This is a genomic window from Cellulomonas sp. P22, from assembly GCF_044392165.1.
Genome location: NZ_JBISBW010000004.1, coordinates 218,209 through 233,205 on the forward strand (window position 1 = coordinate 218,209; position 14,997 = coordinate 233,205).

The following is a 14,997-nucleotide window of genomic DNA, read 5'->3' on the forward strand; positions in this document are numbered from 1 at the left end:
CGCTCACCCCGCGGCCGTGCCCGCGGCCGCACCCGCGGTCGCGCGCTCGACCGGCGCCTGCGCGGACCACGGGAACGTGATCCAGCGGTCGGTGCGGCGCCAGACGTAGTCGGGGTTCACGATCGACGTGGGCTTGGCGTACAGGACAGCGGTGCGCACCTCGTCGCAGTGCTGCGCCATGAGCCGCTGGACCAGGGCCAGGGTCTCGCCCGTGTCCGCGACGTCGTCCACGACGAGCGCGCGCAGGCCCGCCATCGCGGCCGTGTCGAGCAGCGGCGGGAGCACAGTCGGCTCCGTGAGCCGCTCGTCGACGCCCGTGTAGAACTCGACGTTGAGCGCGCCGCACACCTTGGTGCCCAGCGCGTAGGAGATGGCCCCGGCGGGCAGCAGGCCGCCCCGGGCGACCGCGACGACCACGTCGACCTCGAAGCCCGAGTCGACGACGGCCTGCGCGAGGTCGCGCGCGGCCTCGCCGAACACGTCCCAGCCGAGCACCTCACGGTCGACGGGCAGGAGCTGACCAGGTGCTGCTTCGGTGATCGCCATGCCCGCAGGGTAATCGGCCCGCACGGGCGTCCCGTTCCCCCAAGGTCCTCCCCACCGGTCGTCGGGGTACGCGTGGTCGGGCGGCTGGGAGATGCCAGGCCCGGCGAGGCATCATCGTCCGATGACCGACAGCCCCGCCCCCCTCGTCCTGCTCGACCTCGACGGCACGCTGACCGACTCCGCGCCCGGCATCGTGTCGTCCGTGGCGCACGCGTTCCGCACGCTGGGGGTCCCGGTGCCCGACGCGGCCGCGCTGCGGGCGTTCGTCGGCCCGCCGATCTCCGCGTCGTTCCCCGCGCACGGTGTGCCGCCCGAGCGGCTCGGCGAGGCCGTCGCCGCGTACCGCGCGGCCTTCACCGCGGGCGGCATGTACGACAACTCGGTGTACCCGGGCGTGGTCGAGGCGCTCGTGCGGCTGCGCGACGCCGGGTGCACGCTCGCCGTGGCGACGTCCAAGCCCGAGGTGTACGCCCGCCCGATCTGCGACCGGTTCGGCCTGAGCGACCTGGTCGACGGCGTCTACGGCGCCCCCGCCGACTCGCAGCCGTCGTCCAAGGCCCTGGTGATCGCGCACGCCCTCGCCGAGCTCGGCGCCGCGCGCGTCCCGGGCCCCGCCCGCACGGTCATGGTGGGCGACCGCGAGCACGACGTGCTCGGCGCGGCCGAGCACGGGATCGACTGCATCGGTGTGACGTGGGGGTACGCGAGCCCCGGCGAGCTCGTCGAGGCCGGTGCGGTGACGCTCGTCGACGAGCCGGACGCGCTGGTCACGAGCGTGCTGGACCGGCTCGGTCTGGGCGTGCCGCGCAGCGCTTGACGTCAGCGCAGCGAGGCCTGCCAGTCGGCGTGCAGCGCCGCGAACCGGCCGCCCGCAGCGACGAGCTCCGCGGGGCTGCCGTCCTCGACGATGCGGCCGCCGTCGACCACGAGCACCCGGTCCACACCCATCACCGTGGAGAGCCGGTGCGCGATGACCACCGACGTGCGCCCCGCGAGCAGCGTGCCGAGCCCGCGCTGCACGAGCTGTTCTCCCGGCACGTCGAGCGAGCTCGTCGCCTCGTCGAGCACGAGCAGGGCCGGGTCCGCGAGGAACGCCCGCGCGAACGAGACGAGCTGGCGCTGCCCGGCCGAGAGCCGCACGCCGCGCTTGTCCACCTCGGTGTCGTAGCCGTCGGGCAGCGCGGAGACCAGGTCGTGCACGCCCACCGCGCGGGCCGCCGCCTCGATCTCGGCGCGGGTCGCGTCGGGGCGCCCGAGCGCGATGTTGGCCGCGACCGATCCGGAGAACAGGTACGCCTCCTGCGTGACCATGACCAGCGCGCGCCGCAGGTCCGTCGGGGCGAGGTCGCGCACGTCGACCCCGTCGAGCAGCACAGCGCCCTCGCGCACGTCGTAGAACCGCGCGAGCAGCTTGGCGACCGTCGACTTCCCCGCCCCGGTCTCGCCCACGAGCGCGACGCTCTGGCCGGCGGGCACGTGCAGGTCGACGTGCGGCAGCACGCTCGGCCCGTCCCCGTAGCCGAACTCGACGCCCGCGAGCCGCACGTCGCCGCGCGGGGCGAGCAGCCGGACGGGGTGCGCCGGGTCCGGCACGCCGGGCTCCTCCGCGAGCAGCTCGGCGAGCTTCTCGAGCGCGGCCGTCGCCGACTGGAACGAGTTGTAGAACATGCCGATCTGGGATAGCGGCGAGAAGAAGCGCTTGGCGTACAGCACCGCGGCCGCCAGCACCCCGACCTCGAGCGCACCGTCGAGCACCCGCAGGCCACCGACCAGCATCACGGCCGCGACCGTCACGTTGCCGATCAGCGTGAGGCCCGCGTCGAACAGGCCGTTGAGCCGGATCGACTCGGCGCTCGTGACCCGGTAGTCCTCGGCGAGGCGCGCGTACTCGTGGGCCGAGCGCCGCTGGCGGCGGAACGCCTGCACCGCGCGGATGCCCGTCATGGTCTCGACGAACCGCACGATGAGCCGCGCCGCGGCCGTGCGGTTGCGGCGGTACTGCACCTGCGAACGCACCTGGAACCAGCGGGTCAGCACCACGCCGGGCACCACCGCGACGAGCAGCACCAGACCGCTGGGCCAGTCGAGCAGCAGCAACGACGCGGCGGTGAGCACCATCGCCAGCACGCTCGACGCGAGCGTGGTGATGCCGCCGTCGAGGAGCTCGCGCACAGCGTCCAGGTCCGACGTCTGCCGTGAGATCACCCGGCCCGAGGTGTAGCGCTCGTGGAACTCGAGGCTCAGCAGCTGGGTGTGCCGGAACACGCGGCGGCGCAGGTCGAGCAGGATCGCCTGGCTCACGCGGGCCGCGGCGCGCACCACCGCGGCGCTGAGCAGCCCTCCCGCGAGCGCCGCCACGAGGTAGGCCCCCGCGGCCAGCACGAGCGGCACACCGTTGCCGGCGCGCAGCGCGGGCAGTCCGCGGTCGATCGCGACCGCCACGAGCGCGGGCCCGGCCACCTGGGCCACCTGCGCGGCGACCACGAGCACGACGGTGCCCCAGGCGGGTCCCGCGAGGGGCTGCAGCAGCGAGCGCAGCAGCCGCAGCGAGCGGGACCGGGCCAGGTCACGCTCGGCGCGGGTCGACTCGTCGGTCGAGGTCTCGGCGCCGGCCGGCCCGGACGCGGCGGCGGGTGCGGGACGCGTCGGGCTCACCGGTCCACCCCCCGACCGGCCCCGGGGCCCGCGACGGCCTCGTCGGCCGCGTCGTCGAGCGCGGTGAGCGCCGTGAGCACGTAGCGGTAGTGCGGGTGCGTCGCGAGCAGCTCGCTGTGCCGGCCGACGCCGGTCACCCGGCCGTCCTCGAGCACAGCGACCCGGTCGGCGAGCGCGACGGTCGAGGTCCGGTGCGCGACGACGAGCGTCGTGGTGCCGGTCAGGACCTCGCGCAGGCGGGTCGTGACCGCGGCCTCGGTGGTCACGTCGAGCGCCGAGAGCGGGTCGTCGAGCACGAGCACGCGCGGTCGCACCGCGATCGCCCGGGCCAGGGCGATGCGCTGGCGCTGGCCGCCGGACAGGCTCAGCCCCTCCTCCCCGATCACGGTCGCGGTGCCGTGCGGCAGCCGGTCCACGAAATCGGCGCTCGCGACGTCGAGCGCCTGGCGCACCAGCGCGTCGGACGGCGCCTCGCCGAGGGCCTCGGTGTCGACGCCCAGCAGCACGTTCTCGCGCACCGAGGTCGAGAACAGCACCGGGTCCTCGAACGCGACCGCCACCGCGCGGCGCAGCTCGGTGCGCGACAGGTCGCGCACGTCGACCCCGTCGACGCGCACAGCACCGCCCGTCACGTCGTAGAGCCGTGGCACGAGCTGGACCAGCGTCGACTTGCCCGATCCGGTCAGCCCCACGAGCGCGAGCGTCTCCCCGGGCTCGAGCTCGAGGTCCACGCCGTCGAGCACGTCCGGGGCGTCGGGCGGCGAGGCCGGGTGCCGGAAGTGCACGGCGTCGAGCACGACGCGCGAACCGCGCGGGTCGGCGGCGGGCAGGTGCACGGGGACGGGCGGGTCGGCGAGCGGGTTCGCGGTGTCGATCACCTCGACGACGCGGTCGGTCGCGGCGCGCGCGTCGAGCGTCATCGCGAGCAGCTGGCCCAGCCGCTCGACGGGGGCGTTGACGACCGCGGCGGTCGCGAAGAACGCGACGAGCGCCCCCACGCTCACGCTCCCGGAGGCGGCCAGCCAGACCCCCAGCCCGAGCGTCACCGCGAGCACGGCCTCGGGCAGCGCGCCGAGCGCGAACGTGACGCGGGACAGGGTGCGGGCCTTGTGGATCTCGGTCGAGCGCAGCTCGTCGGCCTGCCGGGCGAAGTCGTCGAGCGCCTCCTGGCCGCGCCCGAAGGCCTTGAGCACCCGGATGCCGTGCACCGACTCCTCGACCGTCGTCGCGAGGTCGCCCGCCTGGTCACGGGCGAGCCGCGCGACCTCCTTGTAGTCCTCGCGGAACCGGAAGCCGAGCCACACCACCGGCACCGCGCCGCACAGGTACACGAGCCCGAGCTGCCACGCGGTCGCGAGCATCAGCCCGATGCCCACGACCACCGTGCTCGCGCTCACCACGAGCATGACCAGCCCGAACGCGAGCCACCGGCGCACCATGCCGAGGTCGGACATGATGCGCGAGAGCAGCTGGCCGCCCGACCACCGGTCGTGGAACGCCGACGGCAGCTCGAGCAGGTGCTCGAACAGCTCGGTGCGCATCGCCCGCTCGATCCGGGTGCCGGGGGTCAGCACGAACGCACGTCGGCACCACACGAGGAGGGCCTCGAGCACACCGAGCGCGAGCACGAGCCCGGCCGCGAGCACGAGCGCCCGGGGCGATCCCTCGGTGAGCAGCGGGCCGTTGACGACAGCGCGCAGCACCTGCGGCACGGCCAGCGCCATGAGGCTGGCCCCGAGCGAGGCCGCCGCGCCGGCAGCCAGCCGCGGCAGGGCGGGACGCGCCCAGTGCAGCAGTCGCGCCAGCGCACGGGTCGTCGAGACCGACGGGTCGGTAGGCACTCTGGGCAGCCTACGGAGCCGGGCTCCGTCCCACACCCCGGTGGTCAGCCCCCGGACGTCACACCCCGGTCCGGGCGGTCTTGGTGTTGCTCGCCTGCGCCCGGGGCCGCACCACCAGCAGGTCGACGTTGACGTGCGGCGGGCGGCTCAGCGCCCACGAGATCGTGTCGGCGATGTCGTCGGCCACGAGCGGCTGGTACCCCGCGTACACAGCGGCGGCCCGCTCGGCGTCCCCGTCGAAGCGCACGAGCGAGAAGTCCGTCTCGACAGCTCCCGGCGCGATCTCGATCACGCGCAGCGGCTCGCCGACGAGCTCCCAGCGCAGCGTCGTCGCGAGCATCCGCTCGGCGTGCTTGGCGCCGGTGTAGCCCGCGCCGCCCTCGTACGCACCGTGCGCGGCGGTCGACGTCACGACGACCACGTCCGCCTCGCCGCGCTCGCGCAGCGCGGGCAGCAGGGCCTGCGTGACGCGCAGCGTGCCGAGCACGTTGATCTCGTACATGGCCCGCCACTGCTCGACGTCGGCGTCGGCGACCGGGTCGAGCCCGAACGCCCCGCCCGCGTTGTTGACCAGCGCGTCGAGGCCGCCCGTGGCCTGCACGTGCGCCGCGAGGCGGGCCACGTCGTCGGCGTCGGTCACGTCCGCGGCGAACGCCTCGGCCCCCGTCTCGGCGGCGAGCTCGGCGAGACGGTCGGCGCGGCGGGCCGTGGCGAGCACGTCCCAGCCGTCGGTCCGCAGGCGGCGGACGGTCGCGGCGCCGATGCCGGAGGACGCCCCGGTGACGACGGCGCGGCGCGGACGGGACAGGGCGGTGCTCATGCGGTGCTCACTCCAGGGGTGGACGGACAGGGTGGACGGACAGCGGGACAGAACTCGGGTGGACGGGCGTGGCGCGCGGTCAGATGCGGGCGCCGACCTCGGTGAGGACCTCGTCGAGCAGCGCGAGCCCTTCGGCGGCCTCGTCGGGCGTGACGACGCACGGGGGCACCACGTGCACGCGGTTGTCGGCGACGAAGGGCAGCAGCCCCCGGGCGAGCGCGCCGGCCTTGATCGCGCCCATCACGTCGGCGCCCACCGGTTCGCGCGTCGCGGCGTCGCGCACGAGCTCGACGGCCCAGAAGACCCCGAGACCGCGCACGTCGCCCACCAGCGGGTGGCGGTCGGCGAGGTCGGCCAGCCCCGGCCCGAGCACGTCGCGCCCGATGGTGGCGGCGTTCTCGACGACGCCCTCCTCGGCCATCGCGTCGACCGTCGCGACGATCGACGCCATCGCGAGCGGGTGCCCCGAGTAGGTTAGCCCGCCCGGGAACACGCGCTCGTCGAACGTCGCGGCGATCTCGGCCGAGATCATGACCCCGCCCGTGGGCACGTACCCGGAGTTGACCCCCTTGGCGAAGGTCACCAGATCGGGTTGCACGTCGAAGTGGTCGAGCGCGAGCCACGCGCCGGTGCGCCCGAACCCGGCCATCACCTCGTCGAGGATCAGCACGACGCCGTAGCGGTCGGCGATCTCACGGACGCCCGCGAGGTAGCCGGGCGGCGGCACGAGGACGCCCGCGGTGCCCGGGATCGTCTCGAGCAGGATCGCCGCGACGCTCGCGGGGCCTTCGGCCTGGATCACGCGCTCGAGGTGGTGCAGGGCCCGCTCGGCCTCCTGCTCGGGGCTGGTGGCCCAGAACTCCGAGCGGTACAGGTAGGGGCCGAACACGTGCACGTGCCCCCGTGCGTACTCGTTGGGCACCCGGCGCCAGTCGCCCGTGGCGACCACCGCCGCGCCCGTGTTGCCGTGGTACGAACGGTAGGCCGAGACGACCTTGTCGCGTCCCGTGTGCAGCCGGGCCAACCGGATCGCGTTCTCGTTCGCGTCCGCGCCGCCGTTGGTGAAGAAGACCTTGCTCATGCCGGCCGGCGCGTGCGACAGGACGCGTTCGGCGGCGCGCCCCCGCACGAGGCTCGCGGTCGCGGGGGCCACCGTGGCGAGCGTGGCCGCCTGCTCCTGGATCGCCGCGACGACCTTGGGGTGCTGGTGGCCGATGTTCGTGTTGACGAGCTGGGAGGAGAAGTCGAGGTACCGCCGACCGGCGTGGTCCCACACGTGGCTGCCCGAGCCGCCCGCCAGCACGAACGCGGTGGGCTGCGCCTGCGCGGACCACGAGTGGAAGACGTGCGCGTCGAGAGCACGCGCGGTCGCGTCGTCGCCCGACCCGGCGCCGGGGGCCGTCACTGGCGCAGTCGCGCCGGTCGTGGACTGGTGGGTGCTCATGTGCCGTCTCCTCGGAGGTCGGGCGGTGCGTGGCGTGGCGTCGTGCTCGGGCGAGCCCCGCGCCGGTGCGGCACGACTCTAGAGCCGCGCCGCACCGGTCGGCGGTCAGTCGACCTCGTCGCGCAGGCCCTCGTGCTCGCCGCGACCCCCTGACCTGGCGCCGGGCGTCCGGGGGCGTCCCGCGTCGCGACGGCCCGTGGCGAGCCTCTAGGGTGAAGCCGGACCCCGGACGACGCTTCGTCCGGTGCGGCCGTCCGGACCTGGGCGGCGAGTCCCCCGGCGCGACGTGCGCCCCACCGTCCACCTGCCTGCCCGGTCCCGCGCGCACCGGGCCGCACGTCTGGGAGCACCGCCCGATGAGCCTGCCGGCTGTCCGCCCACCCACCCGCCCTGTGCCGGGCGACCGCGGGCGTCCGGCGCGCGACGGGCGTGACGGGCGCGACGACCGTGCGGGCGGGGGCCTGCGGCTCGCCGCGGTGCTGGCCGCGCTGCTCGGGGTGCTCGCCGCCACGCTCGTGGTGAGCGTGACGATCGGGCCCGCGGACATCGCGGTCGGGGACGTGCTGCGCAGCATCGGCGCGCACCTGGGGCTCGGTGGCGGCGGCGTGCCCCGGCTGACCGACGCGATCGTGTGGGAGCTGCGGCTCCCCCGCGTCCTGACGGCCGCGGCCGTCGGTGCCGGGCTGGCCGTGGCGGGTGCCGTGATGCAGAGCCTGACGCGCAACCCGCTCGCCGACCCGTACCTGCTGGGGCTGTCCTCGGGGGCCTCGCTCGGCGCGGTCGCGGTGCTGCTGCTGGGCGTGGCGCTCGTGCTGCCCGTCGCGGCGTTCGTCGGGGCGCTCGCCGCGCTGGCCGCGACGCTGACCCTCGCGGGGTCGCTCGGCGCGCTGACCCCCACCCGCACCGTGCTCGCGGGTCTCGCGGTCTCGCAGCTGTGCGCGGCGGCCACGAGCTTCGCGATCTTCTGGTCGGCCACGGGCGACTCGTACCGCGAGATCCTCGGCTGGCTGCTCGGGTCGCTCGCCGGCTCGACGTGGTCGTCGGTCGCGATCGCGGGCCTCGCGGTGCTGGTGCTCGGCACCGCGCTGGTCGGCGCGGGCCGCACGCTCGACGCGTTCGCGTTCGGCGACACCGCGGCCGCGGCCCTCGGGGTGCACGTGGCCCGCACGCGCTGGGTGCTGCTCACGATCGTCGCGCTGCTCACGGGTGCGCTCGTCTCGGTCAGCGGGTCGATCGGCTTCCTCGGCCTGGTGCTGCCGCACGCCGTGCGCCTGGTCGTCGGCGCCCGGCACCGGCACCTGCTGCCCGTCGTGGCCCTCGTGGGGGCCAGCTTCCTCGTGTGGGCCGACACCGCGGCGCGCACGGTGTTCGAGCCGCGCGAGCTGCCGGTGGGCATCCTCACCGCGTTCCTCGGCGCCCCGGTCTTCGCGTGGCTGCTGTGGCGGGCGCGCGGCGACGTGGAGGTCGGACGATGAGCCTGGACGCGCGGGCGGTCAGCTGGTCGGCCGGCGGGCACCTGATCATCGACGACGTCGAGGTCGCCGTCGCACCGGGCACCCTGACCGGGCTGCTGGGCCCGAACGGCTCGGGCAAGTCGTCGCTGCTGCGTCTCGTCGCGGGGGTCCGTGCGCCCGACGCGGGCACGGTCCGGCTCGGCGACCAGGACCTGCGCACGCTCGGTCGCCGCGAGCGGGCCCGCCGCGTCGCGCTCGTCGAGCAGGAGTCGGCCACCGAGGTTCCCCTGACGGTGCGCGACGCGGTGCTGCTCGGGCGCACGCCGCACCGGTCCCGGTGGGCGGGCGACTCGCCCGAGGACCTCGCCGTCGTCGAGCACGCCCTGGCCGCGGTCGACGCGGACGGGCTCGCGGCACGGCGCCTGGACACCCTCTCCGGCGGCGAGCGCCAGCGTGTCCACCTGGCCCGGGCCCTCGCGCAGCAGCCCGAGCTGCTGCTCCTCGACGAGCCCACCAACCACCTGGACGTGCACGCGCAGCTCGTGACGCTGGGGCTCGTGCGCCGGCTCGCTGACGCGGGCACCGGGGTGCTCGCGGCCCTGCACGACCTGAACCTCGCGGCGGCGTTCTGCGACCACGTCGTGCTGCTCTCTGCGGGTCGTGTGGTCGCGGCGGGTCCGGTCGACGAGGTCCTGGTGCCGGGGGTCGTGGACCAGGTCTACGGGGTCGCCACCACTGTGCTGCGGCACCCACGCACGGGTCGGCCTGTGCTCACGTTCGACCCGGCCTGAGCCCACCGCGCACGCGTCCTGCCCGGCAGGGGACGAACCGGCCCGGAGATGCCCAGAGACGGGCATACTGCGCTCGTCGCCAGCCCAGCAGGCGCCGCACCGCGCCGCACGTCAGACCCCCCACCCTCAGGAGCAGCCCCATGACCTCTCCCCTGCCCGTCGCACCGCCCACCCCCGCCCCGCTGCCCTACGGCGACGTCGCGGCCCCGGCGCCCTACGCGCCGTGGATCAGCCGGGTCGGCTCACGCCTGCTCGACATCCTGCTGTACCTCCCGCTCGCGATCATCGCGGAGGTCGTCGCCGCGACGATGTCCGAGCCCGGCGCCACCACGGGCACCGCGGTGCTGACCCCCGCCGGGGCCCTGGTGATCGTCGTGCTGATCCTTCTCGACCTGGCGCTGTGGGTCTGGAACATCGGGCTGCTCGGCGGCCGCACGGGCTCGACGCTCGGCAAGCGTGCCCTCGGCACCCGCCTCGTGCTCACGTCGACGGGTCAGCCCGTCGGCGTCGGGATGGCGCTGCTGCGCGACCTGCTGCACGTGCTCGACAACTTCCTGTTCCTCGGGTACCTCTGGCCGCTGTGGGACGCGAGGCGCCAGACGTTCGCCGACAAGATCGTGAGCTCGGTGGTCGTCACGAACGGCTGAACGACCCGAGGACGCGGCCGCCGTCAGGGACGACCGGCGGCGGTCGCGTCCTTCCAGCCGTCGGCGTACGCCTCGGCGCTGCCCCGCGCGAACATGTCGTCGGGACCGGTCCGCACGAGGCTGCGCGCCCCCGGGCCGTCCTCGTCGGTGACGTGGTGCCCGAGCCCGCGCACCACGGCGACGGGACGCCCGGTGGCCTTGCCCTTGACGAGCTCGGCGGCCGCCGCGATCTCGTCGGCCACAGCCGCCATGCTCACCTGCAGCGCCCGGCCGTGCGTGTCGGTCGTGCCGCGCAGGTCCTCGAGCACCCGCACGCCCGCCGCACCGATCGCGAGGTCCGTCTGCCCGGTGCGCCACGGGCGCCCGGCGGTGTCGCTCAGCAGCACGCCGAGCCGCACGCCGAAACGCTCCTGCAGCCCCGCGCGCAGCGCCCGGGCCGAGGCGTCGGGGTCGAGCGGCAGCAGCAGCACCGTGCCCTCGGGGGTGTTGCTCGCGTCGACGCCCGCGGCGGCCATGACCAGGCCGAGCCGGTTCTCGACGATGCGCGTCACGCCGGTGGCGTGCTCGCGGGTGGCCACCACGCGCACGGTCTCGTCCGTGATGGCCTGCTCGCGGTCGGCCGCGGCCACCACGCGCCCCTCGGCCTTCGAGACGACCTTGCTCGTGACCACCACCACGTCGCCGTCCGCGGGGCCCCGGTCGGGACCGGCGGCGTCGAGGACCGCCCCGACGAGGGCCACGAGGTCGTCACCGGGGCGCACCTCGGGCATGCCCGCCGGGGCCCACACGCGCAGCTCGTCGCTCATCGTCCCGCCCTGCCCGCCCGCATCACCAGCACCGTCACCGTCACCGCGACAGCTTCGGCAGCACGTCACGCGCGAACACGTCGACCCACTCGCGCTGGTTGCGGCCCACGTTGTGCAGGTAGATGCGGTCGAAGCCGAGGTCCACGTACTTCTGGATCTCGGCGCGGTGCACGTCGGGGTCGGCCGAGATGACCAGCCGGCCGGCGAAGTCCTCGGGGCGCACGAGCTTGGCCATCTGCTCGAAGTCGAACGGCGAGCGGATGTCGGCCTTGGGGAACTTCATGCCCCCGTTGGGCCACTCGGTCAGGGCGTTCGCCATGGCCTGCTCGTCGGTCTCGGCCCACGACATGTGCACCTGCAGCACCTTGGGCATGGTGCCCGGGTCGCGGCCGGACTCGCGGGCGCCCTCGTCGAAGCGGGCGAACAGGCCCGCGATCTTCTCGAGCGGGGCACCCACGGTGATCAGCCCGTCGGCGTGCCGCCCGGCACGCTTGGCGGTCACGGGACCGGCGGTCGCGACGAGGATCTCGGGCGGCACCTCGGGCATGGTCCACAGCCGCGTGGACTCGTGCTTGAAGAACGTGCCCGCGTGCTTGGTGTCCTTGCCCGCGAGCGAGGCGCTGAAGAGCTTCTTGATGATGTCGATGGCCTCGAACATCCGGTTGATGCGTTCCGGGGCCTCGGGCCAGTACGGCGCCACGACGTGCTCGTTGAGCGCCTCGCCCGAGCCGAGCCCGAGCCAGTGCCGACCCGGGTACATCGCAGCCAGCGTCGCGGAGGCCTGCGCGATCATCGCGGGGTGCCACCGGAACGTCGGTGCCGTGACCCCGGGGCCGATGTCGCCCGTGGTGCGCTCGCCCAGCGCGGACAGCACGTTCCACACGAAGGCGGCCTGGCCCTGCGCGGGCAGCCAGGGCTGGAAGTGGTCCGCGGCCATCACCCCGGAGAACCCCCGGGACTCGGCGTACGCCGACAGCTCGACCACCTCCGTCGGGTGGAACTGCTCCAGCGCAGCCGCGTACCCGACCGTCAACCCGCTCGCTGCCACGTGGGTGCACCTCTCGTCGACCTCGCGCCCGCCGTTCGGGCCTCCTCCGACAGTAGACACCGAAGATGACGAGAATGTTCCCGTGCAGGCACCCGGGGCGGTGACCCGGGACGTGCACGGACGCGCATCGACATCTGGGAAGATGTTGCCCATGACCGAGCTGAGTGCCGACACGTCCCCCGCCGCGACGACCCCACCGCGGACGACGGCCCAGCAGGTACCCGACAAGGTCTCGCTCGACGGTCTCGAGCAGCGCTGGGACTCCGCGTGGACCGAGCAGGGCACCTACGCGTTCGACCGGACCCAGCCGCGTGAGGCCGTGTACTCGATCGACACCCCGCCGCCCACCGTCTCGGGTTCGCTGCACGTGGGCCACGTGTTCTCGTACACGCACACCGACGTCGTGGCGCGCTTCCAGCGCATGCGCGGCCGCGAGGTGTTCTACCCGATGGGCTGGGACGACAACGGCCTGCCCACCGAGCGCCGCGTGCAGAACTACTTCGGGGTGCGCTGCGACCCGTCGCTGCCGTACGACCCGGACTTCACCCCGCCGCAGGTCGGCGGCGAGGGCACGAGCGGTCGCGCGGCCGAGCAGCTGCCGATCTCGCGCCGGAACTTCGTCGAGCTCTGCGAGCGGCTCACGGTCGAGGACGAGCGCCAGTTCGAGGCGCTGTGGCGCTACCTGGGCCTGTCGGTCGACTGGGCGCACCACTACCAGACGATCTCGGCCGAGGCCCGCGCCGTCGCCCAGCAGGCGTTCCTGCGCAACCTGGCCCGCGGCGAGGCGTACCAGGCCGAGGCGCCGGGCCTGTGGGACGTGACGTTCCAGACGGCCGTGGCGCAGGCCGAGCTCGAGGCCCGCGACTACCCGGGCGCGTTCCACAAGGTCGCGTTCCACCGCGTGGACGAGGACGGCTCGACGGGTGAGCCGGTCTACATCGGGACCACGCGCCCCGAGCTGCTGCCCGCCGTCGTCGCGCTCATCGCGCACCCCGACGACGAGCGCTTCCAGCACCTGTTCGGCACGACCGTGCGCTCGCCCCTGTTCGGGGTGGACGTCCCGGTGCTGGCCCACCCCGGCGCCGAGCCCGACAAGGGTGCCGGCATCGCGATGTGCTGCACGTTCGGCGACCTGACCGACGTGATCTGGTGGCGCGAGCTGCAGCTGCCGACCCGCTCGGTGATCGGGCGCGACGGGCGCCTGCTGCGCGAGGTGCCGGCGTGGCTCGTGGACGGCGCTGCGGTCACCGCCCCCGCGCTGTGGTCCGAGCTCGCGGGCAAGACGACCTTCTCGGCCCGGACCGTGGTCGTCGACGCGCTGCGCGAGAGCGGTGACCTGGACGGCGAGCCCGTGGCGACCCAGCGCAAGGCGAACTTCTTCGAGAAGGGCGACAAGCCGCTCGAGATCGTCACGTCGCGCCAGTGGTACCTGCGCAACGGCGGTCGCGACACGGCGCTGCGCACCGAGCTGCTCGCGCGCGGCGAGGAGCTCGACTTCCACCCCGACTTCATGAGCGTGCGCTACGAGAACTGGGTGGGTGGCCTCAACGGCGACTGGCTCATCTCGCGGCAGCGCTTCTTCGGCGTGCCGTTCCCGGTCTGGTACCCGCTCGACGCGGAGGGCCAGCCGGTCTACGACCAGCCGATCGTGCCCAGCGAGGACGCGCTGCCGATCGACCCCGCGAGCGACGTGCCCGCCGGCTACACGGCGGACCAGCGCGGCGTGCCCGGCGGGTTCGTGGGCGACCCGGACGTCATGGACACGTGGGCCACGAGCTCGCTCACGCCGCAGATCGCGGGCGGCTGGCGCACCGACCCCGACCTGTTCGCGCGCGTCTTCCCGATGGACCTGCGCCCCCAGGGCCAGGACATCATCCGCACGTGGCTGTTCTCGACGGTCGTCCGCTCGCACCTCGAGCACGGCACGCTGCCGTGGTCGGACGCCGCGATCTCGGGCTGGATCCTCGACCCGGACCGCAAGAAGATGAGCAAGTCGAAGGGCAACGTCGTCACGCCCATGGGCCTGCTCGAGGAGCACGGCTCGGACGCGGTCCGGTACTGGGCGGCCTCGGCGCGCCTGGGCACGGACGCGGCCTTCGAGGTCGGGCAGATGAAGATCGGCCGCCGCCTGGCCATCAAGGTGCTCAACGCGAGCAAGTTCGTGCTGTCGTTCGGCTCGCCCGAGCAGCGTGACCGCCTCCTCGACGCGTCGCTCGTGACCGAGCCGCTCGACCAGGCGATCCTCGCGGGCCTGGCGGACGTGGTGGACAAGGCCACGGCTGCGCTCGAGGCCTACGACCACACGCGCGCGCTCGAGCTCTCGGAGACGTTCTTCTGGACGTTCTGCGACGACTACCTCGAGCTCGTCAAGGACCGCGCGTACGCGGGCGGTGCGGCGGACGACGTCGTGTCTGCGGAGACGGCGTCGGCGCGGGCCGCGCTGGGTGTCGCGCTCGACACGCTGCTGCGGCTGTTCGCCCCGGTGCTGCCGTTCGCGACCGAGGAGGTCTGGTCGTGGTGGCGCGAGGGCTCGGTGCACCGTGCGCCGTGGCCCACCTCCGAGCCGCTGCGCGCGGCAGCGGGTGACGCCGACGCGGCGGTCGTGGGTGCGGCCGGGGCGGCCCTCGCGGCGCTGCGCAAGGTCAAGTCGGAGGCCAAGGTCTCGATGCGCACGGAGATCGCGAAGGTGACGCTCGCGGTGCCGCCGGCGCTCGCGGCGGGTGTCGGCCTCGCGCTCGGCGACGTGCGCGCCGCAGGCCGGGTCACCGGTGAGCTCGACGTCGTGGCCGAGGACGGCGAGGCCGTGGTCGCCCGCGACGCCGAGCTGCTGCCCGCACCCCCCAAGGAGCGCTGAGCTCTCGACACCCTCGGTGCCGTCGGCGGTCCTGACCGCCGGCGGCACCGACGTGTCCGGGCGTGCCGCCGCGGCCACCGCATTTTGAATA

The 14,997-nt window shown here is 74.6% G+C and carries 12 protein-coding genes; 5 read left to right on the forward strand and 7 right to left on the reverse strand.

What is annotated here, in order from left to right; genetic code table 11:
* Positions 1-3: 3 nt before the first annotated feature.
* A complete protein-coding gene (locus ACGIF2_RS05075) occupies positions 4-546 on the reverse strand; it encodes a phosphoribosyltransferase (RefSeq protein ID WP_396044154.1) in 543 nt (180 codons plus the stop codon).
* Positions 547-667: 121 nt separating this feature from the next.
* Between ACGIF2_RS05075 and ACGIF2_RS05080 the strand changes: the two genes are divergently transcribed.
* Complete coding sequence (locus tag ACGIF2_RS05080) at positions 668-1,363, forward strand: HAD hydrolase-like protein (RefSeq protein WP_396044156.1); 696 nt, start codon at positions 668-670, stop codon at positions 1,361-1,363.
* A gap of 2 nt (positions 1,364-1,365) precedes the next feature.
* Here ACGIF2_RS05080 and ACGIF2_RS05085 read toward each other — a convergent pair whose 3' ends face one another.
* The 4 genes from ACGIF2_RS05085 to ACGIF2_RS05100 all read right to left on the reverse strand — a co-directional run bounded on the left by ACGIF2_RS05085 (position 1,366) and on the right by ACGIF2_RS05100 (position 7,306).
* The gene (locus ACGIF2_RS05085; RefSeq protein ID WP_396044158.1) at positions 1,366-3,201 is read right to left on the reverse strand and encodes an ABC transporter ATP-binding protein; all 1,836 of its coding nucleotides are present in this window, start codon (positions 3,199-3,201) and stop codon (positions 1,366-1,368) included.
* Positions 3,198-5,042 (reverse strand): ABC transporter ATP-binding protein, encoded by a 1,845-nt coding sequence (locus tag ACGIF2_RS05090; RefSeq protein ID WP_396044160.1) that lies wholly within the window; start codon positions 5,040-5,042, stop codon positions 3,198-3,200. The genes ACGIF2_RS05085 and ACGIF2_RS05090 overlap by 4 nt, the downstream gene beginning before the upstream one ends.
* A 58-nt stretch (positions 5,043-5,100) precedes the next feature.
* Positions 5,101-5,862: an SDR family NAD(P)-dependent oxidoreductase gene (locus ACGIF2_RS05095; RefSeq protein WP_396044162.1), complete on the reverse strand. Its 762-nt coding sequence runs from the start codon at positions 5,860-5,862 to the stop codon at positions 5,101-5,103.
* 79 nt (positions 5,863-5,941) lie between these two features.
* Positions 5,942-7,306 (reverse strand): aspartate aminotransferase family protein, encoded by a 1,365-nt coding sequence (locus tag ACGIF2_RS05100; protein ID WP_396044164.1) that lies wholly within the window; start codon positions 7,304-7,306, stop codon positions 5,942-5,944.
* A gap of 356 nt (positions 7,307-7,662) precedes the next feature.
* On the opposite strand from ACGIF2_RS05100, the gene ACGIF2_RS05105 reads away from it, so the two are divergent.
* The 3 genes from ACGIF2_RS05105 (at position 7,663) to ACGIF2_RS05115 (ending at position 10,198) form a co-directional block, all read left to right on the forward strand.
* Positions 7,663-8,781 carry a putative F420-0 ABC transporter permease subunit gene (locus tag ACGIF2_RS05105; protein ID WP_396044166.1) on the forward strand — a complete coding sequence of 373 codons (1,119 nt, stop codon included), beginning with the start codon at positions 7,663-7,665 and terminating at the stop codon, positions 8,779-8,781.
* A complete protein-coding gene (locus ACGIF2_RS05110; protein ID WP_396044168.1) occupies positions 8,778-9,551 on the forward strand; it encodes a putative F420-0 ABC transporter ATP-binding protein in 774 nt (257 codons plus the stop codon). Before ACGIF2_RS05105 ends, ACGIF2_RS05110 begins: the two co-directional genes overlap by 4 nt.
* A 140-nt stretch (positions 9,552-9,691) precedes the next feature.
* Positions 9,692-10,198, forward strand: a complete 507-nt coding sequence (locus tag ACGIF2_RS05115) for an RDD family protein (protein ID WP_396044170.1) — start codon at positions 9,692-9,694, stop codon at positions 10,196-10,198.
* A gap of 23 nt (positions 10,199-10,221) precedes the next feature.
* Here ACGIF2_RS05115 and ACGIF2_RS05120 read toward each other — a convergent pair whose 3' ends face one another.
* Positions 10,222-11,004 (reverse strand): coenzyme F420-0:L-glutamate ligase, encoded by a 783-nt coding sequence (locus tag ACGIF2_RS05120; protein WP_396044172.1) that lies wholly within the window; start codon positions 11,002-11,004, stop codon positions 10,222-10,224.
* A gap of 40 nt (positions 11,005-11,044) precedes the next feature.
* Positions 11,045-12,052 carry a TIGR03557 family F420-dependent LLM class oxidoreductase gene (locus ACGIF2_RS05125; RefSeq protein ID WP_396044174.1) on the reverse strand — a complete coding sequence of 336 codons (1,008 nt, stop codon included), beginning with the start codon at positions 12,050-12,052 and terminating at the stop codon, positions 11,045-11,047.
* A gap of 151 nt (positions 12,053-12,203) precedes the next feature.
* Here ACGIF2_RS05125 and valS point away from each other — a divergent pair, with 151 nt between their 5' ends.
* Positions 12,204-14,906 carry a valine--tRNA ligase gene (valS, locus tag ACGIF2_RS05130; RefSeq protein WP_396044176.1) on the forward strand — a complete coding sequence of 901 codons (2,703 nt, stop codon included), beginning with the start codon at positions 12,204-12,206 and terminating at the stop codon, positions 14,904-14,906.
* Positions 14,907-14,997 lie beyond the last annotated feature (91 nt).

Coding starts and splice junctions, on each gene's coding strand:
- ACGIF2_RS05075 (WP_396044154.1), bottom strand. CDS start 546: ATGGCGATCACCGAAGCAGCACCTGGTCAGCTCCTGCCCGTCGACCGT.
- ACGIF2_RS05080 (WP_396044156.1), top strand. CDS start 668: ATGACCGACAGCCCCGCCCCCCTCGTCCTGCTCGACCTCGACGGCACG.
- ACGIF2_RS05095 (WP_396044162.1), bottom strand. CDS start 5,862: ATGAGCACCGCCCTGTCCCGTCCGCGCCGCGCCGTCGTCACCGGGGCG.
- ACGIF2_RS05100 (WP_396044164.1), bottom strand. CDS start 7,306: ATGAGCACCCACCAGTCCACGACCGGCGCGACTGCGCCAGTGACGGCC.
- ACGIF2_RS05105 (WP_396044166.1), top strand. CDS start 7,663: ATGAGCCTGCCGGCTGTCCGCCCACCCACCCGCCCTGTGCCGGGCGAC.
- ACGIF2_RS05110 (WP_396044168.1), top strand. CDS start 8,778: ATGAGCCTGGACGCGCGGGCGGTCAGCTGGTCGGCCGGCGGGCACCTG.
- ACGIF2_RS05115 (WP_396044170.1), top strand. CDS start 9,692: ATGACCTCTCCCCTGCCCGTCGCACCGCCCACCCCCGCCCCGCTGCCC.
- ACGIF2_RS05120 (WP_396044172.1), bottom strand. CDS start 11,004: ATGAGCGACGAGCTGCGCGTGTGGGCCCCGGCGGGCATGCCCGAGGTG.
- valS (WP_396044176.1), top strand. CDS start 12,204: ATGACCGAGCTGAGTGCCGACACGTCCCCCGCCGCGACGACCCCACCG.